The 18,401-nt window shown below is 67.2% G+C and carries 19 protein-coding genes; 9 read left to right on the plus strand and 10 right to left on the minus strand.

Features of this window, described 5'->3' with window-relative positions:
- Positions 1-149 precede the first annotated feature (149 nt).
- The 7 genes from ACHMXB_RS15605 to ACHMXB_RS15635 all read right to left on the minus strand — a co-directional run bounded on the left by ACHMXB_RS15605 (position 150) and on the right by ACHMXB_RS15635 (position 9,169).
- Positions 150-2,534 (minus strand): SulP family inorganic anion transporter, encoded by a 2,385-nt coding sequence (locus tag ACHMXB_RS15605; protein ID WP_395399765.1) that lies wholly within the window; start codon positions 2,532-2,534, stop codon positions 150-152.
- A gap of 369 nt (positions 2,535-2,903) precedes the next feature.
- Positions 2,904-3,764 carry a phosphogluconate dehydrogenase C-terminal domain-containing protein gene (locus ACHMXB_RS15610; protein ID WP_395399767.1) on the minus strand — a complete coding sequence of 287 codons (861 nt, stop codon included), beginning with the start codon at positions 3,762-3,764 and terminating at the stop codon, positions 2,904-2,906.
- Position 3,765: 1 nt separating this feature from the next.
- Complete coding sequence (locus ACHMXB_RS15615; RefSeq protein WP_395399769.1) at positions 3,766-4,599, minus strand: sugar phosphate isomerase/epimerase family protein; 834 nt, start codon at positions 4,597-4,599, stop codon at positions 3,766-3,768.
- Positions 4,596-5,447, minus strand: a complete 852-nt coding sequence (locus ACHMXB_RS15620; RefSeq protein ID WP_395399771.1) for a triose-phosphate isomerase family protein — start codon at positions 5,445-5,447, stop codon at positions 4,596-4,598. Before ACHMXB_RS15620 ends, ACHMXB_RS15615 begins: the two co-directional genes overlap by 4 nt.
- Entirely contained in the window at positions 5,431-5,901 is a 471-nt protein-coding gene (locus tag ACHMXB_RS15625; protein ID WP_395399773.1) for a ribose-5-phosphate isomerase, read from the minus strand. Before ACHMXB_RS15625 ends, ACHMXB_RS15620 begins: the two co-directional genes overlap by 17 nt.
- Entirely contained in the window at positions 5,898-7,655 is a 1,758-nt protein-coding gene (locus ACHMXB_RS15630; protein WP_395399775.1) for a dihydroxyacetone kinase family protein, read from the minus strand. The genes ACHMXB_RS15625 and ACHMXB_RS15630 overlap by 4 nt, the downstream gene beginning before the upstream one ends.
- Positions 7,656-7,804: 149 nt before the next feature.
- Positions 7,805-9,169, minus strand: coding sequence for an MFS transporter (locus ACHMXB_RS15635; RefSeq protein ID WP_395399777.1), 1,365 nt, complete (start codon positions 9,167-9,169; stop codon positions 7,805-7,807).
- A 214-nt stretch (positions 9,170-9,383) separates the two neighbouring features.
- Between ACHMXB_RS15635 and ACHMXB_RS15640 the strand changes: the two genes are divergently transcribed.
- Positions 9,384-10,127, plus strand: a complete 744-nt coding sequence (locus ACHMXB_RS15640) for a FadR/GntR family transcriptional regulator (protein WP_395399779.1) — start codon at positions 9,384-9,386, stop codon at positions 10,125-10,127.
- 73 nt (positions 10,128-10,200) lie between these two features.
- Positions 10,201-10,392 carry a sigma factor-like helix-turn-helix DNA-binding protein gene (locus ACHMXB_RS15645; protein ID WP_395399781.1) on the plus strand — a complete coding sequence of 64 codons (192 nt, stop codon included), beginning with the start codon at positions 10,201-10,203 and terminating at the stop codon, positions 10,390-10,392.
- 86 nt (positions 10,393-10,478) lie between these two features.
- On the opposite strand, the gene ACHMXB_RS15650 is transcribed toward ACHMXB_RS15645, so the two are convergent.
- Positions 10,479-11,036 carry a flavodoxin domain-containing protein gene (locus ACHMXB_RS15650; RefSeq protein WP_395399783.1) on the minus strand — a complete coding sequence of 186 codons (558 nt, stop codon included), beginning with the start codon at positions 11,034-11,036 and terminating at the stop codon, positions 10,479-10,481.
- Positions 11,037-11,210: 174 nt separating this feature from the next.
- Here ACHMXB_RS15650 and ACHMXB_RS15655 point away from each other — a divergent pair, with 174 nt between their 5' ends.
- Both ACHMXB_RS15655 and ACHMXB_RS15660 read left to right on the plus strand, forming a co-directional pair.
- Positions 11,211-11,573, plus strand: a complete 363-nt coding sequence (locus ACHMXB_RS15655; protein WP_395399785.1) for a cupin domain-containing protein — start codon at positions 11,211-11,213, stop codon at positions 11,571-11,573.
- Between the two features lie 67 nt (positions 11,574-11,640).
- Entirely contained in the window at positions 11,641-12,501 is an 861-nt protein-coding gene (locus ACHMXB_RS15660; protein WP_395399787.1) for a prephenate dehydratase, read from the plus strand.
- A gap of 8 nt (positions 12,502-12,509) precedes the next feature.
- On the opposite strand, the gene ACHMXB_RS15665 is transcribed toward ACHMXB_RS15660, so the two are convergent.
- A complete protein-coding gene (locus ACHMXB_RS15665) occupies positions 12,510-13,730 on the minus strand; it encodes a benzoate/H(+) symporter BenE family transporter (RefSeq protein ID WP_395399789.1) in 1,221 nt (406 codons plus the stop codon).
- 107 nt (positions 13,731-13,837) lie between these two features.
- Here ACHMXB_RS15665 and ACHMXB_RS15670 point away from each other — a divergent pair, with 107 nt between their 5' ends.
- From ACHMXB_RS15670 to ACHMXB_RS15685, 4 genes are all read left to right on the plus strand, one after another.
- Positions 13,838-14,689, plus strand: a complete 852-nt coding sequence (locus tag ACHMXB_RS15670; protein WP_395399791.1) for a Rieske 2Fe-2S domain-containing protein — start codon at positions 13,838-13,840, stop codon at positions 14,687-14,689.
- Between the two features lie 98 nt (positions 14,690-14,787).
- The gene (locus ACHMXB_RS15675) at positions 14,788-15,156 is read left to right on the plus strand and encodes a YybH family protein (protein ID WP_395399793.1); all 369 of its coding nucleotides are present in this window, start codon (positions 14,788-14,790) and stop codon (positions 15,154-15,156) included.
- A 154-nt stretch (positions 15,157-15,310) separates the two neighbouring features.
- Complete coding sequence (locus ACHMXB_RS15680; RefSeq protein WP_395399795.1) at positions 15,311-15,739, plus strand: YciI family protein; 429 nt, start codon at positions 15,311-15,313, stop codon at positions 15,737-15,739.
- A gap of 25 nt (positions 15,740-15,764) precedes the next feature.
- Positions 15,765-17,024, plus strand: a complete 1,260-nt coding sequence (locus tag ACHMXB_RS15685; RefSeq protein ID WP_395399797.1) for an RNA polymerase sigma factor — start codon at positions 15,765-15,767, stop codon at positions 17,022-17,024.
- A gap of 45 nt (positions 17,025-17,069) precedes the next feature.
- On the opposite strand, the gene ACHMXB_RS15690 is transcribed toward ACHMXB_RS15685, so the two are convergent.
- Positions 17,070-17,624 carry a cysteine hydrolase family protein gene (locus ACHMXB_RS15690; RefSeq protein WP_395399799.1) on the minus strand — a complete coding sequence of 185 codons (555 nt, stop codon included), beginning with the start codon at positions 17,622-17,624 and terminating at the stop codon, positions 17,070-17,072.
- A gap of 175 nt (positions 17,625-17,799) precedes the next feature.
- Here ACHMXB_RS15690 and ACHMXB_RS15695 point away from each other — a divergent pair, with 175 nt between their 5' ends.
- The gene (locus ACHMXB_RS15695) at positions 17,800-18,381 is read left to right on the plus strand and encodes an adenylate kinase (protein ID WP_395399801.1); all 582 of its coding nucleotides are present in this window, start codon (positions 17,800-17,802) and stop codon (positions 18,379-18,381) included.
- Positions 18,382-18,401: the final 20 nt, after the last annotated feature.

The following is an 18,401-nucleotide window of genomic DNA, read 5'->3' on the forward strand; positions in this document are numbered from 1 at the left end:
AACGGCGCCCGTCCACTTTGAGTCACGAGGGTTGGCTACCCGTGTTTGCTGCCAGCAGCACTCGTCTCTGCGCAGCGGTACGCAGTTCGGCGGCCGGTCGGGACTGGCCGCCGAACTGCGTACTCCGTTCAGATGTGGATTAGGGGCCGTCAGGCCGGGGCAAGCTCTTCGGCCCGCGGCAGCGGATCCAGGTGGCTGATGCCCGTGGGCGTGATCTGCAGGACCCGGGCCGTGGCGATGTCATAGAACAGGCCCGTCACATGGACGTCACCGCTCCGGACGGAGCCCTGCAGGCTGGCGTGCTGCTGCAGCCGCTCGAGCTGGACGGCAACGTTGACAATGGCCAGCTGGTCCACCGCGCCGTACCCGGCTTCCTCAGCAGCAACCTGGACGGGGTGGCCCGCATGGAACGATTCGAGGCTCGGCCGTCCGTGGTCCAGCCAGGACTCGACGGGGCAACGTTCCTCCTGCGCTTCCGGACTCTGGCCTGGATCCTGGTCAGCGGCCTTCTGGTCAGCGGCCTTCTTATCTGCGGCCTTCTGGTCCGTGGCGTCCCCGCCAGGTCCGGCCAGCAGGGCAGTCATGGCGCCGCAGCCGGAGTGGCCGCAGACCACCACCGACGTGACTGACAGCTCGTCGAGGGCGAACTTCAGCGACGCCTCAACGGACGGTTCGAGGCGGTCGCTCCCCACCACGTTGCCCACGTTCCGGACAGTGAACAGGTCCCCGGGGCCGCTGCTGGTGATCAGGTTGGGCACCAGCCGGGAGTCGGCGCAGGTGATGAACAGCGTGTCGGGGTCCTGGAACGTGGACAGTTCCTGGACGTGCGGACGCAGCAGGTGGGCGTGGCGGCGGTGGTAGCTGTCCACGCCATTAAGCACCGACCGTACCGGGGCCGGAACATGCCCGGCTGCCTCCGCGCCCAACGGCGCAGCGTCCCGCTGCCAGCTCCGCCACGGTGCGAAGCCTCCGCGCAGCGCAGAGCGCGACGAGCCGCGTTCCGGAGTTCCCGCCACGGCGGCGTGGAGCGTGGCCGTGCCGGTTTCCTCGATCTCAACACTGCCGCCGTTGTTCACGTGCCGCACACGCCAGGCCTCCAGGGTGTCGTGCACCGGGTGGTCGAGGTAGTCGACGTCGAGCTCCACCGTGACATGCGCCGCCGGCGGCACCGCGGCCAGCACCTTGCTCAGGCGGGGCAGCGACAGGAACGTGCAGGAGCCGTCGATGACCACGCGCCAGCGGCCTTCGGCGGTTCCGCCGAGTGGCTCCGCGTGGATGCTGGCCCGCACCACACGCCACAGGACCAGCAGCACTGCCAGTGCGAGCCCGATCAGCACTCCGGCCAGCAGGTTGACGAACACCACCGTGAGCAGCGTGGCGGCATAGACGGCCAGGTCACCCGTGACGCGGGCGGTCTGGAAGTCGGCCACTTTCACGAGGCGGATGCCGATCATGATGAGCAGTCCGGCCAGCACGGCCTGGGGAACCAGCTGGATTACTCCCGCCAGCAGCAGGGAAAAGACCAGAACCCAGATGCCGTGCAGGACAGCGGACTTGCGGGTGCGCGCCCCGGCCTCGACGTTGGTGGCACTGCGGACGATCACACCGGTGACCGGCAGGCCGCCCAGCATGCCTGAGGTCACGTTGGCAGCGCCCTGGCCCAGCAGTTCACGGTTGAAATTTGTACGCTCGCCGTGGTGCATCTTGTCGACGGCGACGGCGGACAGCAGCGATTCCACGCTCGCCACCAGGGCGATGGTGACGACGCCGACAGCGATGGCGGTCCACTCCCCCTGCGGCAGGTGCGGGAGGGCAAGGGCGTCCAGCAGAGAACCGTCGAAGGTGATCCGGTCGACGTCGGAATTGAATGGGAGCGACAGCAGCGTCGCGGCCACCACGGCCACCAGCGGCCCGGGCACGCGGCGGACGGCGGACGGCATGTGCTTCCACGCGACGAGCAGTGCGATCACCACAGCCCCCAGGAAGGCGGCCTGCGGATCCACGGCGGCCAGGCTGTCCGGCAGCGCCACAATATTGTGCAGCGCCGCTTCGCCGGCTTCGCTGCCGAGCATCACGTGCAGCTGCTGCAGGACGATGATGATGCCGATCCCGGCAAGCATCGCGTGCACCACCACGGGCGCAATGGCAAGCGCCACCCGCCCCACTTTGGCCATGCCAAGCAGAACTTGGAGGACGCCGGCGGCCACGGTGATGGCGCAGGTGACGGGCCAGCCGAACTGCTCAATGAGGCCGGCCACGATGACCGTCAGACCTGCTGCCGGACCGCTGACCTGCAGCGGCGACCCGCCCAGGCTGCCGGCAACGATGCCTCCCACTGCAGCTGCGATCAGTCCCGCCATGACCGGCGCCCCCGACGCCGCGGCGATGCCGAGCGACAGCGGAACGGCAACGAGGAACACCACGAGGGACGCGGGCAGGTCCCAGCGGAGGCCGGAGGTCAGGCGTGCCAGGACTGGTATCCGGCTCCGGCCTGGGTGAATGGGTTGTGGATCCGTGGCGGCTGGCGAGGGCATATAAGTCCTTAGCTCGTTCGAAGGGTCCTTATCCACGCTATTGACGACCGAAAGCAGGCCGCAAGGATACGGCCCGTGAGAAGAAACACGAGGTCAGGCCGGTAATAATGCGAAAAACTAGGGTACTAATCCATTCGTTTGCATAAAAGCCATGCTGCTTTGCCGGGGTAGTTCCCTATGCTGCAAGGGGTCCCCGCCGGGCAGTAAAAAGCGGCCGCCGTTCAAGTCACATTGCGGCCGGGCACGTCCGACGGCGGATCGGCCGGCAAAGATTTAACGTGCCGGAAATCTTTGCAGCGGCGCTTAAACGGCTATGGATCCATCCGGCGGATGGATCCATAGCGTAAACCGGTCGGTCAGCTGGCGGTTTTAGCGCTTGACGGCGTCCAACTTCAGCATCTTGGCGATGACGTGGTCCAGCTCGGAGTCGTCGAAGATCTTCTTCCAGTCGTCCTTGATGATGGTGTTCTTGCCGTACTGGATGGCAATTTCGCAGGCTTCGGAGAACGGGTTGGAGCCGCGCAGGGCGTTGGTGAGGGCGATCTGCACGTGGCCGAAGAGCATGGCCTTGGCGGCTTCCTCCGGCACGCCGGCGGTGTGAACGGTCTCGTGCAGCGCCTCGTTGAGCAGGGTGCCGATCATGCAGGCCACGGTCTCCACGAGGGTGGGCTCGAGGATGGCGAGCTGCTTCACGGTGACCCAGTGGACGTCGATCACGGGGGCGTAGATGACGCGGATGGTGGCCTCGGCGGCAGCCTTGGTGTCCTCGGAAGCGTCCTCGTCGATCGCGGCGACGACGTTCTGCGGGGCCCCCTCGCCGCCGAAGGTGTCAGCCCATTCTTCCTTGGTGGTGCGCTCCAGGAACACGGACGGGTGGCAGGGGTGGGCCACGGCCTGGACAACGTCCTCGCGCTTGGCGAGCAGGCCGGCGTAGGCGGCGGCCGGGTCCAGGGTGAGCAGGATCGCGCCGGACTTCATCTGCGGGACGACGCCTTCGGACACGACGCCCAGGACGGTGTCCGGAACGGCGAGGATCACGACGTCGGCGCCCTTGACGGCCTCGTCGGTGGCGGTGATTTCACGGCCTTCGGCGCGGACGCGGTCCTGGCCGGCGGGTGAGTTCTCGGAGTAGAACACGGTGTGGCCGGACTTCTGAAGGTTGCGGGAAACGCGCATCCCCATCTTGCCTCCGGCTCCGATAACGGCGACGGTCAACTGTTCTGCAGACATTTCATTTGCTCCTTAGGAAATCGAGGCTTTGCTGGGTCCACTGGTTTTCGAGGCGGATGGTTTCGTCCTCGGAGTCCTGCCACGGCAGCCAGTGTTCGACGATCTGGTTGATGTTTCTTTGTTTGGGCTGAAGCTTCCGGGCCATGTAGTCGTAGTCCAGAAGGCCTTCGCCGAGCGGTGCGCCGGAGTATGTGAACCCGACCCACCCCTCCTTGCGGCTGAACGCAAAGTCTTTGATGTGCATGTTCAAAACATGGGGTGCGACGGCGTCAATTACCTCACGGGGCGACTCCAGGGCCGCCACGGTGTTGGCCGGGTCGCTGCACACGCCCAGGTACAGGCTTCCGACGCGCTCCACGACCTCCAGGATCCGGGACGTGGGGACCTGCTCGTAGGTCTCCAGCGCGATCCGCACCCCGGCCGCCTTGAACTCGGGCAGGATCTCGGTGAAGATCTCCACCGCCTCGTCCGCCGTGGGGGTGTGGCCCGGGACGTTGAACATGGTCCGCAGCAGCGGCGCACCGAGGATCTTTGCGATGTGCAGGAACCGGCGCAGGTGCTCGGGCCGGATGCCCTTGGTGCCAAGCTCCAGGCTGATCCCCAGCGAGTCCGCGGTGGCCCGTACGGCGCGAAGGTCGTCGTCGGTCATGGTTTCCAGCGGTGCGTAGTCGCAGATCTGGAACAGGTCCACACCCAGCGCCGCGGTCCGCTCGAGCGCCTCGTGGATGCTCAGCGGCTTGCTCACCTTGTCGGAGAGTTGCCAGAAGAACGCGTAGCTGCTCAGGCCGATCCTCGACCCCTGGCCAACAGATCCCTGGCCCACAGTGGCGTTCATGCCAGGCCTCCTACGGGCTCCAGGATGCCAAGGCGCACCGCGGCTTCGTCCAGGATGTCGCAGACGGCTGCCGGGTTGTGGGCGAAGCGGCCGAGGAAAAGTCCGGCGACGGCAGGGCCGAGCTGGCTGATGAGGCCGGGGCCGGCACTGCCGCCGTAGATGACGCGGCTGGATTCCTGGCCGGCGCGCCTGCGCAGGTGGGCGTCCAACCCGGTGATGACCTCGCTGATGAACTCCGGCGAGGCCGGTTCGGGTGCACCGATGGCCCACTGCGGCTCGTAGGCCACGATGGTGCGCCCGGCGGTGCCGAGGCTTCCGGCCCGGTTCAGGACGCCGTCGATCTCGCGGATGCAGTGCTTGATGGCGTCCGCCGCGGTGCCGCGGTCGGGTTCGCCCACGCACAGCACCGGGGTGAGTCCGTTGCGGTAAGCCGCTGCGGTCTTCAGCCCGATCACGTCGTCGTCCTCGCCGAAGATGCGGCGCCGTTCGGCGTGGCCCACCTCGGCGTACCGGCCGCCGGTTTCGGCCACCATCTTGCCGCTGACCTCGCCGGTGAACGCACCCTCGTCCTCCCAGAAAATGTCCTGGGCGCCCGCAGCGGCCCCGGCGGCGGACAGGATCCGCGCGCACTCGGGCAGGACCGGGTGGGCCGGCAGGGCAAACAGTTCAATGTCGCCGCTGCGGACGGCCGGGTGGGCCGATGCGATGTCAGCCACGTCCCGGCACCAGTCCAGGGTCCGCTCGTAGCCGAAGTACATCTTCAGGCTGACGCCGATGATCGCCTTCGGGCGGGTGGAGCGGGATGAACCGCCGGCCGCTCCGGCGGAGGAATTAGCAGGAAGTGACACCCTCGTAGTCCTTAATCAGGGTGACCTTCTCGGCGGAGGCCGAAGACTCGTCAAAGGTGTATGTCAGCCATTCCTTGGCAAGGCGGCGGGCGAGTTCCAGGCCCACGACGCGCTGGCCGAAGGTGAGGACCTGGGCGTTGTTGGACAGGATGGAGCGTTCAACGGAGAAGCTGTCGTGCGCTGTGACGGCGCGGACGCCGGGGACCTTGTTCGCGGCGATCGCAACGCCCAGGCCCGTGCCGCAGACCAGCAGGGCGCGGTCGGCCTTGCCGGCGGCAATGAGTTCGGCGGCGGCGATGGCCACGGACGGGTACGGGGTGTGGCTGGTGGCGTCCACTCCGACGTCCTGCACGGACTCGACCAGTTCGCTGGCTTCCAGGTCCGCCTTCAGGGCTTCCTTGTAGTCGAATCCGGCGTCGTCGGAACCGACGATCAGGCGCAGTTTGGCGCTCATGCGTTCTCCTTAGTGGTGGTTGCTGCAGCTTTCGCCTCGGCGAAGGTGTTGTGGATGGCGCGGACGATCAGCGCCATGGACACGGCGCCGGCGTCGGGGGTGCCGAGGCTCTTCTCGGCGTGCGGGCGGGCCCTGCCCATGAGGGGCAGCAGGTTGGCGGTTTCCTCGGCGGCCTGCTGGGCCACGGTGGCTGCCGCGCCCCAGGCGTCGGTGAGGGACTGCCCGGAGCCGACGGCGGCGGACAGGGCGTCGCGGAACGGAACCAGCACGTCCACGAGGGTCTTGTCGCCCACCTTGGCCTTGCCAAAGCCCATGATCGAGGCGGCGGCCCCGGCCACTCCGGCAGCGACAGCGCCGCCGTCGGGCCTGTTGCTGTCCCCGATCGCGTCCCCGACGGCCCGCAGCGCCATGCCCCAGAGCGCACCGGAGGTGCCGCCGGCCCTGTCGGCCCAGGCGTCGGCGGCCAGGTGCAGGGTGCTGGCCGCACCGGCACCGCGTTCGACGGCGTCAGTTGCGGCCTCGACCGCGGCCCGGACACCGCGCTCCATGCCGATGCCGTGGTCGCCGTCGCCCGCGATCGCATCGATGCGGCCCAGTTCCTCGACGTTCGCGTCGACGGCGCCCTTGGCGGCGGCAAGCGCGGCCAGGACACGGACAGCAGCTGCACGCGACTCGTCCGTGGCTTCGGGCAGGGGAAGCACGACGTCGGCCGGTTCGGCGCCGTCGAACACCTCCAGGGCAGCGGCCGAGACGGCGCCGCGGCGGAAGGCCGGCGCATCGCACGGGGCGTTCCACAGCTCTTCAAGCTCGGAATCGAGCCAGAACAGCGTCAGCGAGGTGCCGGCCATGTCGAAGCTGGTGACTAGCTCGCCGACCTGCGGGTCAACGGCTTCCAGGCCGGCCTCGGCGAGGAGCTGGGCAACGCGACGGTAAACCACGAACAGTTCCTCGTACTTGACGCTGCCCAGGCCGTTCAGGATCGGGACGACGCGTGCACCCTGCGCGGAAAGCCCGTCGGGGACTTCGGTGAGGAGCTTGCTGACGAGCAGCTCGGCGAGCTTATCCGCCGTCGGAATGTCCGTTTCGTCGATGCCGGGTTCACCATGGATGCCCATACCCACGGCCATCCGGCCCTCGGGGACGGTGAACAGCGGGTTCTCCGCGCCCGGAAGGGTGCAGCCGCTGAACGCGACACCGAAGGACCGGGTCCGGTCGTTGGCGCGTTCGGCGATCTCAACAGTGCCGTCCATGTCGTAACCGGCCTCCGCGGCGGCGGCCGCGACCTTGAAGACCGTCAGGTCCCCCGCGATGCCGCGCCGCTTTTGCCGTTCGGCCAGCGGAGCGGAAGAAACGTCGTCGGTGACGGCGATGCTGCGGCAGTCAATACCCTCACGGCGGAGGCGCTCCTGCGCCTGGGTGAAATGCAGGACGTCGCCGGCGTAGTTGCCGTAGCCCAGCAGGACGCCGGCACCGTTGTTGGCAGCCTTGGCCACGCTGTAAACCTGCTGCGCCGAAGGGGATGCGAAGAGGTTGCCCATCGCGGCGCCGTGGGCCAGGCCCTGGCCCACCAGCCCGGCGAACGCCGGGTAATGCCCGGAGCCGCCGCCGATCACCAGTGCCACCGTCTCCGGAGTGCTCTTCGTGCTGCGGGCCACACCGCCATTCACGCGACGGACCCAGCGCCCGTGCGAGGCAACAAAGCCCTCGATCATCTCATCAGCAAACGCTGCGGGTTCATTGAACAAGCGGGTCATTGCGGTTTCTCCTGGGCCTATCAGTGGAAATCGTGGGGAAGCTGCGGTTGAAGCCGCCTCGGGTGGTGGTGACCCAAGTGACTGGCAGTTGTTGCCGTTATGGCCGTCCAAAACGACAACAACTGCGAGTCAGTTGGGCGGTCCCTCGCCTAGGGCTCGGAGTGGTGTCCGGCGCCGGTGGGGTCCAGCGCCTCGGCGGCGATGCCCTCACTGACCTTGCCGGAGCGGCTCAGCGCCACCATCAGGATGCAGGACAGGAGCATGAAGCCGCCGACGACGAACATCGGGACGGTGTAGTTTCCGGTCAAGTCCTTGAGCCAGCCGGTGATGTAGCCGGCGCTGAAGCCGGCCAGGTTGCCGACCGTGTTGATCAGTGCGATGCCTGCCGCGGCGGCTGCGCCGGTGAGGAACTGGGTGGGAACGGTCCAGAAGTTGGGCAGTGCCGCGAAGATGGCCATGGCCGTGATGGTGATGACGGCAATGGTGGCCGCCGGGGAACCGGCGAACAGGGCCAGCGGGATGCTGAGTCCGCCAACCAGGGCAGGAATGGCGATGTGCCAGGTCTTCACGCCCCGCTTGGTGGCGTCCTTGGACCAGAAGTACAGGGCGATGGCTGCCGGCAGGTACGGGATCGCGGTGATCAGGCCCTTCTGGAAGACATCGAACTTGGCGCCGTAGATGCCCTCGAAGCCGGCGATGATGGTGGGGAGGAAGAAGCCTAGAGCGTAGAGGCCGTAGATGAAGCCGAAGTAGATTGCGGCGAGCATCCAGACGCGGCCGTTGCCGAAGACGGTGCGGACGCTGACGTGCTTGTTGCTGGCAGCGGTTTCGTTCTTTTCTTTCTCCAGGGCACCGGTCAGCCAGGTCTTCTCTTCGGCCGTGAGCCACTTGGCCTTCGCCGGGGAGTCAGCGAGGTAGAACCAGGCAATGACGCCGATGATGATCGCGGGGACGGCAACGCCGAAGAACATGACCCGCCAGCCTGCGAGGCCGAAAAGGCCGTGCTGCTGGATGAGGAGGCCGGCAAGCGGGGCACCGATGACGGTGGTCAGCGGCTGGGCCAGGTAGAAGAGGGCAAGGATCTTGCTGCGGTGCCGGGCCGGAACCCAGAGGCTCAGGAAGAGGATGGCGCCCGGGAAGAAGCCGGCTTCGGCCACACCGAGGATGAAGCGCAGGATGTACAGCTGCTCAACGTTTCCCACCCAGGTGAACAGGAGCGAAACGATGCCCCAGCTGACCATGATGCGGGCCAGCCAGCGCCGGGCGCCGAACTTGTGCAGGGCCAGGTTGCTGGGGACCTCGAGCAGGATGTAGCCGATGAAGAAGACGCCGGAAGCGAAGCCGAACTGCGCCGCCGACAGGGCGAGGTCCGTGTTCATGCCGTTGGGGCCGGCAAAGGAGATGGCCGTGCGGTCCAGGTAGTTGATGAAGAACATCAGAGCGACGAACGGCACCAGCCGGATCGCCACCTTCCTGATGGCAGATCTTTCGACCACCGATTGTGTGGTGTCCACATTGACTCCTTGATATTGGTCTCCCCGGCCGCGTCCTGCTCTGGATGCTTGGGGGTTGTCTCATGCCCTCTGCCGGCAGGAGACCGGCATCGGCTACGCGTTGTGAGATCAACCATACGACCGGCACAGCAAATTGGTCAACCGGTTGACGTATTTCGGCTGATCCTAGTTTTCTGCCACCTGGCATTGGTCAGCCGGTTGCTACCCTTTGAAGATGTCCGATAACTCCGCAGCCGCTACGGCCAAGATCAGCGCCGCCCTTGGCCCCATGGAACAGGGGTCGGTGGTGTCCGAGGTCGCGGAACGACTGCTGGCCTACTTCACCAGCGGAGACATAGCGGCCGGCACCAGGCTTCCCGCCGAACGGACGCTTGCCGCATCCCTCGGCGTTGGCCGGTCCGCAGTCCGCGAAGCGTTGGCAGCCCTGGAGATCCTGGGCATCGTGATCGTCCGGCCGGGCTCCGGCACCTATCTGCGGGACGGCGTCTCGGAGCTGCTGCCCCGGACCCTGAGCTGGGGCCTGATGCTGGGCGCCCCCCGCACCCGCGAGCTGGTAGAGCTGAGGAGCGGGCTCGAGGTGCAGGCGGCGCAGCTGGCGGCTGAACGCATCGACGATGCCGCGCTGGACCGCATGCGCGCCAACCTGCAGACCATGGAAGACAACCTCGAGGACCTGGCCGCGTTCGTCGAGGCGGACGCCGCGTTCCACCGGGAGATCGCCGTCAGTTCGGGCAACCAGGTGCTCCGCGAGCTGCTGCAAAGCATCCGCTCGCTGCTCCGCATCTGGGTAGACCGTGCACTGACGGACGAAGGCCATGCCGCGGCGGCGCTGAAGGAACACCGCGAAATCTTCACCGCCCTCGAAGCCCATGATCCCGCTGCCGTCACCGCCACAATGCGTTCACACATGCAGACCGCCACCCGGAGGCTGCTCGCGGGGTTCGACGCCGCCCAGTAGGGCGCGCGATGCTGCCCAAGTGTGGGGGTGCGTCCCTAGGAATTCTCGAAGGCCGCGACGCGAGTCTGATTCCATGCTCAATGACCACGGAATCCAGGAAGCCCTGACGAAGCTTGAGAGCGAGCAGCGGGACGTCCTGGTGGCACTTCACTACTGCCGGCTCACGGTGGCCGAAGCGGCGGTGCAGCTGGGCATTCCCGCGGACTCGGTAAACCACCAGGCGCTTTCTGCGCTGCGGACCCTGCGCCGGCTCCTTGACACGTAACTCCGGCCGGAGCCTTCCGTAGCGCAGGTCAGCGCCTTCAGTAGCGCAGCGCGGCCATCGGTTGCGGCGTCTACGGGTCGCGGTGTCTACGGTCCGGGCGAAGGCGGGCCGGACGCAGGAGGCCCGGATGAAGAAGGCCCGGGCAGCTGCGCACTGACCTCGCCGGCCCAGGCGTCGATGGCGTCCCAGTCGCGGAGGTCACCGAACCTCCCGCCGGTAAGATGGAACAAGCCCCTGAGCATGGCCGGCATCTGGGCGGCCTGGTAGACACCGGAGAACAGTTTGTGGTCCCGGAGCGGGACCTGCGGCCGCAAATACTGTGCCAGGCGTTCCTGCTGGAGCGATGCCCCGCGTGCGCGAAGAAATTTGGGCAGCCCATCGGACATCCCCACGCTGAAACACCACACCGGCATCCGTTCCAGTTCGGCGGAGAAACGGCTGACAAAGGACACGGCGGCCGGCAGCCATTCCTGGTTATGAATGGCGCTGCCCAGGATGACGGCGTCGTACCCGGAAGCTTCCTCGACATCGTCCACTGGCCGGCACTCAACGGCGTTCCCAGCATCCCGCGCACGCGAGGCAATGCGTTCCGCGATCTCGGCGGTGGACCCGAATGCGCTTGCATAGGCAACCAGGACGGACATGGGGAAACTCCCTTCCGTTCTCTAGCGTGGCAGAAATTCCGGCGAGCGGAAGAGGCCCATGTTTCCGGTCCTTGACATGCCGTGCGGGCAGGCCTAAAACGTGGCATAACAAGCAGCAGCAACTGCAATCAAGCCTTCATCCCCGGAACAAAAAATCCACAACAGGAGGTCCAGATGCCCGGTTTAATCCGCAAGAGTTTTGACTCCCCCGAGGAGACCCGGCCGTTTGAGGACGGCAAGGGTCAACTCCAACTGGTCAACATGGAGGGCGGCGGGGTCGGCCGTGCCACGTTCGAGCCGGGGTGGCGGTGGTCCCAGCACGTAAAACCAATCGCAGGGACCGACAGCTGCCAGGCCGCCCACATGGGCTACTTCGTCTCCGGCCGGATGAAGGTCGTCATGGATGACGGCGAGGAAATGGAGTTCGGGCCGGGCGATTTCGGCATCATCCAGCCCGGACACGATGCCTGGACCGTTGGCGACGAAGCGTGCGTGGTAGTCGACTGGCAGGGCTTCTCGGACTACGCGAAGAGGTGAGCAGCACGCCGGCGCCGCGCCACCCGCGTTTGGGTGAGGCGGCGCCGGGCGTGACATCATACGGAGCATGGCCCAGAAAATTGCGTTCCAGGGTGAGCCCGGCGCCAACTCAGATATAGCCTGCAAGCAGATGTACCCCAGCCTGGAGAGCGTTCCCTGCGCCAGCTTCGAGGATGCCTTCGAGCTGGTGTCCAGCGGCGAGACGGATCTGGCCATGATCCCGATCGAGAACTCCATCGCTGGCCGGGTGGCCGACATCCACCTGCTGCTGCCGCACTCGGGCCTGCAGATCGTGGGAGAGTTCTTCCTGCCCATCCACTTCGACCTGCTCGGCATCCCGGGCAGCACCATCGAGGGGGCCACCGAGGTCCACAGCCACATTCACGCCCTGGGCCAGTGCCGGAAGCTGATCCGCGAGGCAGGGCTCAAACCCGTGATCGCCGGCGATACAGCCGGGTCAGCCCGCGAGGTGCGCGAGTGGAACGATCCCACCAAGCTGTCCCTCGCGCCGCCGCTCGCTGCCGAACTCTACGGCCTTGAGGTCCTGGCCTCGGCGGTCGAGGACGACCCCTCCAACACCACCCGCTTTGTGGTCCTGGCCCGGGAGACGGAATTGCCGGCCAGGGAGACCTTGCCCGGACCGGCAGTCACCAGCTTTGTGTTCCGCGTCCGGAACGTTCCGTCTGCGCTCTACAAGGCCCTGGGCGGCTTCGCCACGAACGGTGTGAACATGACCCGGCTTGAAAGCTACATGGTGGGCAACGAGTTTGCCGCGACCATGTTCATGGCAGATGTCGAAGGCCACCCCGAGGACCTGCCGCTCCGCCTGGCTTTGGAGGAACTGGGCTTCTTCACCACCGAACTGTGGATCCTCGGCGTCTACCCGGCAGCAGACCACAGGACACAGCGGGCGGCGGCCAGCAACTAGCGCCCGGTTTAGGCCTGCCGCCGGTTCCGGTCCTTGAGGACCGCCCGGACCAGGAGCCCTGTCAGCAGGGCCCAGAACGCCGCTCCGATTCCCAGGAAGCTCAGCCCTGAGGCCGCCACGAGGAAGGTCACCACGGCGCCGGTCCGCTCACCCGGTTCTGCCAGCGCCGAGGCGGCAGAACCGGCGAGTGTGCCCAGCAGGGCCAGTCCGGCGACGGCTTCCAGCACCCCCGGAGGAGCCGCAGCCACCAGGGCGGCGAGCCCCGCAGAGAACGCTCCCAGGAGCAAGTAGGCCAGACCCGACACGAAACCTGCCACCCAGCGCCGGCCGCGGTCCGCGCCCGCTTCCTCCCCGGCCGCCAGTGCGGCGCTCAGCGCGGCAAGGTTGATGGCGTGGCCGCCGAACGGCGCGGCCAGCAGCGTGCCGGTACCAGTGACCAGCATGGAGGCCCGCCACGGCGCCTGGTAACCGAAGGACCGCAGCACCGCCACGCCGGGCACATTCTGGGACGCCATGGTGACGATGTACAGCGGCAGTGCGATGCCCGCCACCGCACCCAGCGACCAGGACGGTGTTGTCCACTCCATCGCCGGCAGCAGGCCCGCCGTTGGCACTGGCCGCCCCTCAATAGCCAGCTGGATCATGATGCCGGCGAGTGCCACGGCCAGCGCGCCGGGAACCGACCAGCGCGGCGCGAACCGTGACAGCACCAGCCAGCAGAGCAGCACCGGAACCACCAGCAGCGGAGCGCTCTGCAGGCCCTCCACCGGCGCAAGGCACAGCGGCAGCAGAACCCCTGCCAGCATGGCCTGTGCCAGTGCTGTCGGGATACTGCTGATGAGCCGCCCCAAAGGGCGGACGAGCCCGGTCACAGCGATCAGAACCCCGGTCACCAGAAAGGCGCCGACGGCGGCCGGCCACCCGCCGTCGGGCACCCCCGCGACGGCCAGCAAAGCCGCGCCCGGCGTTGACCAGGCGAGGGTCACCGGAAGCCTGCTCCGCCAGGCGAGGAACACCACGCCCGCACCCACCGCCAGGCAGAGGGCCAGGAGGCCGCTCGACGCCTGCAGCGGGTTTGCCCCCACGGCACGGAGGCCGGAGAGGACCACTGCGAAGGTCGAGGTGAAGCCGACAAGCGCCGTCACTATACCCGCCATGACCGGCCGTACCAGCCCCTCGGAAACAGGGGTAGCGGGGTCGCGGGATATTTCGGGCGATGACAGCGGCATGTGAAAGTACGTTACCGGAGACGGTCTGCCGGCACCTTGTCATCGTGCGCCCGGCGATGCACACTGGTGCACCACCTGTCCTGACTGCCAGGCCGAAGGAGTCCACCATGAACCCGCTGCACGCGTTAGTTGATGCCATCGAACACTTTGACCGGCTGGACGGGGTGGCGTCCGCCATCTCGAAGGCCGTTGGAAAAGCCGTCCAGCCGCGGCCTGTCCGCAACACCCTCAGCGGCACGTCATTGGGCCATCCGCTGCACCCCGTCCTGACCGATTTCCCCATCGGGGCCTGGACCATGGCAACCGTCCTGGACACCGTGGGAGGGCCGGCATCCGAGCCGGCCGCCGACATCCTGGTCGCCGTCGGAATCGCAACGGCCGTTCCAACCGCAGCCGCCGGCCTCAACGACTGGTCCGACACGCAGGGAAAGTCGCGGCGGGTGGGGCTGGTCCACGCGGCGGCCAACGGAACGGCGCTTTGCCTGTTCTCGTCCTCGGCTGTGGCCCGGGCCTCCGGCAGCCGGACCGTCGGAAAGGCTCTGGGGATGGCCGGTTTCGGCGTCCTGATGTTTGGCGGCTTCCTCGGCGGACACCTCGTTTTCGGCAACGCAGTCAACATCAACAAGACGGCAGGCAGGACGGGCCCCAGGGACTGGAAGCCCGTCCTGGCGGAGTCCGAACTTGCAGACCGTGAGCACCGGAAAGTGGACGCGGGCAAAGTCTCGGTTCTGTTGTACCGTTCCGGGGCCCGGATCCTGGCCCTGGACAGCGTGTGCAGCCACATGGGAGGTCCGCTCGAGGAGGGAACAATCGCAGACGGCTGCGTCACCTGCCCCTGGCACGGCAGCACGTTCCGGCTGGAGGACGGCGACATAGTCCGCGGCCCGGCAACCACGCCCCAGCCCAGCTATGAAGCCAGGGTGAGCGACGGCCAGATTGAGGTCCGCCGGCGCGGCTAGCAGTCACCGTCCGGGGGCGCGGGTTTCCCCCTAGCTTCCGCACCCGGCTGCTGATAGATTGCACACCTCATACCGGCAGGAGTCCTGGGGAGGGCACCGTGGGAATAACTGATCCGCATGCCATGCAGATGGCCTGGGCGGCACGCTTCAACGCCAGGGACGTTGACGGAATGCTGGAATTGTTCGAGCCGGATGCGGTGTTTGTCCCCCAGCCGGGCATGCCCACCACGGGCGAAGACAGCGTCAACGCCATGATGGGATTCCTGCAGGCAGGGCTGCCCATCAGTCTGACCACGCGCCATGTCTATGTCACCGGTGACATTGCCTTGGCCATCGCCGAGTGGGCCATTAAAGGCACGGCGGCCGACGGCAGCGAGGTCGACCTCCACGGCAATACAGCCGACGTCCTGCGCAGAGGACCCGAGGGCTGGAAGATCGCCATCGACAACCCGTTCGGCACTGCGTGAACCGCAGCCTGAACCACTGCCTAAAGCCGTTCCAGCCGCGAGGAGCCGGACGGCCAAAAAGATTTTCCATGCCGCCTGTCGATTTCTGCAAGACCCGTTCGACGGAATCGTAGACGGACGCACACGGCGTCCACGTCAACGCAAGGAGAGAACCATGAAGTACATGTTCATCATGCGCGCCACGGACGAAGCCATCGAAGCGTCGAAGCAGGTTCCGTTCGAGGAGATCCTCAACCAGATGGGCGCCTACAACGAACAACTCATCAAGGCCGGCGTCATGCTCGCCGGTGAGGGCCTGACCGACCTGTCCGAAGGCTCGGCCTTCGTGGTCAATTTCGACGAAGAACCGCCGGTGGTGACGGATGGCCCCCACGGCGAAACCCATGAATTGTTCAACGGCTTCTGGATTGTCCAGGTGGCTTCCAAGGAAGAGGCAAAAGAGTGGGCCAGCCGCTGCCCGCTTGGTCCCGGATCGAAGCTTGAGGTCCGCCGGATAGCTGAGGCCGACGACTTCGCTGACTTCAAGGACAACGAGTACATCCAGAAGGAAGCCGTGTGGCGCCAGGAGCTGAACCAGCCCTGAGCCGGCTGACGGTGGGTGCAGACCCGTGAACGAAGAAGCGGGAGCCGCGGTACGGCGCCGGATTGATGCCCTGTGGCGCATCGAGGGGGCACGCATCGTCGCGGGCCTCGCCCGCGCCACCCGGGACGTGGGCTTCGCCGAGGACCTGGCCCAGGAAGCCCTGGCCGAGGCCCTGGCCCAATGGCCGGAATCCGGAACACCTGATAATCCTGCCGCCTGGCTCACCGCCGTCGCCAAGCGCAGGGCCATCGATGCGTGGCGGCGCTCCGAGCGGCTCGGTGAACGGTACCGGGCCATAGCCCGGGACCTGGAAGACGACGACGGCGTGGCCTGGGTTCCGCTAGAGGACGACGTGCTCAGGCTCGTGTTCACCGCGTGCCACCCTGTCCTCTCCCGGGAGGCCCAGATGGCCCTGACACTGCGGGTGGTGGGCGGTCTCACCACCGAGGAGATTGCTCGGCTGTTCCTGGTTCCGGTCGCCACCGTGCAGCAGCGCATCGTGCGGGCCAAGAAGACGCTCGCGGCGGCCCGGGTACCTTTCGAGGTTCCCGAGCCCAACGAGTGGGGTGCCCGGCTGGGAGCGGTTCTCGGCGTCGTCTATCTGATGTTCACGGAAGGCTACGCCGCCACCTCGGGGGACGCGTGGATTCGGCCCGGCCTGGCCAACGAGGCTCTGCGGATCGGGCGCATCCTGGCCGGGCTGGTCCCACGCGGACCCGAGGCCCACGGACTGGTGGCACTGATGGAGTTCCAGGCGTCCCGCTTCCCTGCCCGCACCACTCCGGACGGGTCTCCGGTCCTGCTGGCGGACCAGGACCGGACCCGGTGGGACCGGGCGCAGATCGGGCGGGGCCGCGCCGCCCTGCGCCGCTGCGACGCGCTGGGCCGGGGCCGTGGCAACTACGCGCTCCAGGCGGCCATTGCCGAATGCCACTCGATGGCGCCCAGCGTCGATGCCACTGACTGGCAGCGGATCGTGCTGCTCTATGAGGCGCTCGGCAGGATCGCGCCCAGCCCGGTGGTGGAACTGAACAGGGCCGTGGCGGTATCCATGGCCACCGGACCGGCGGCCGCGCTGGCCATCGTGGACGGCCTCGCTTCCGGGGGCGCGCTGCGCGGAACGCACCTGCTGCCCAGCGTCCGCGGGGAGCTGCTGGTCCGGCTCGGGCGGAGCGAGGAGGCGCGTTCCGAGTTCATGGCGGCGGCCGGACTGGCCCGGAACCAGCGCACGCGGGAGCTTCTGGAGGAACGCGCAGCCGGCATCCTGCCTGCACCCGGCACCTGACGGGCGCCCGTCCAGCTCGGTCCGGCTCAGTCGCGTTAACGCGGTTCAGCCACTGAAGCTGACGTCCTTGGTCTCTTCCACGGCGGCGGTCCGCCCCGGCCCTTGGTGGTATTTCCAGTAGAGGTTCGTGAAGGCAATGACCTGGTTCGGCGGTGGGGCGCCCCATTCGGTCAGGTCCTCCGTGGTGTGGGCGTCGCTGACCAGCGTCACGTCGTAGCCGCGGACGAACGCCCCGTGGATGGTGGACCTGATGCATTCGTCCGTCTGAGCTCCGGCGACTATCAGGCGGCCCACCGCCGCGGCGGCCAGCACCTGCTCCAGGTCGGTGTCATCGAAGGCGTCGCTGAATGACTTGTGCACCACCGGTTCCTGCTCGCCGCGCCCCAGCTCGGGCACATACTCCCAGGCCTCGCTGCCCTTCTCCAGCCGGTCATCGGAATGCTGGACCCAAACCACCGGGACACCGGCTTCCCGTGCCCTGCCCACCAGTGCGGCGACGTTGGACACCACGGCGTCCCGCTGGTGCGCTTCGGCCACCACCCCCTTCTGCATATCAAGCACCATGAGCGCGGTGTTGGGCCGGTCCGGCAGCGTGGTCATGAGGATCTCCTTGCCCGGTGACTGGTGGGTGGGTCCCAGCCTAGGAGCCACCACCAGCGTTGGGAACACCCCGGACGTTGGGAACACCCGGCACATGGGCACCCCCCATTGCAGGCGGAGCGGGCGGGCGGAAGAATGGCCCTAGCGTGCTTTCTCGGCAGATCGGACCAAAAGCATGACCCGCATCCTGCTCATCGGCCCGCCCGGCTCCGGCAAGGGCACCCAGGCGCACCGGCTCAGCGGACAGCTGCACATCCCGGAGATCTCCACCGGGGACATGTTCCGCAGCCATCTGGCCGACGGGTCTCCCCTGGGCCGGGAAATCAAGGAATTCCTCGACGCCGGCAACCTCGTCCCGGACAATCTCACCACTGCCATGCTGCGGGACCGGCTGCAGGAACGGGACGCGAGGAACGGCTTCCTCCTGGACGGCTACCCCCGCACCGTGAGCCAGATGGACGACCTCGACCGCATCCTGGACTCCACCGGGAACAGGCTCGACGCCGTGGTGGAAATTACCGCCGACGACGAGGAGATCGTCCGGCGCCTCCTGCTCCGCTCCGAGGCCGAGGGGCGGAGCGACGACAGTGAAGACGTCATCCGCCACCGGCTGGAGCTGTACCGGCAGGAAACCGAACCCGTCATCGCCCGCTACGGCCGGCGCAGCCTGCTGGTCAGCGTCGACGGCACGGCGGACATAGATGCGGTCACCGTGAGCGCACTGCAGGGCATCGAAGCCGTCAGGGCGCAGCCCTGAAAGCCACAGCCGTCCAGGAC

The organism is Arthrobacter sp. UC242_113, assembly GCF_044054585.1.
In the GTDB taxonomy this organism is placed as follows: Bacteria; Actinomycetota; Actinomycetes; order Actinomycetales; family Micrococcaceae; genus Arthrobacter.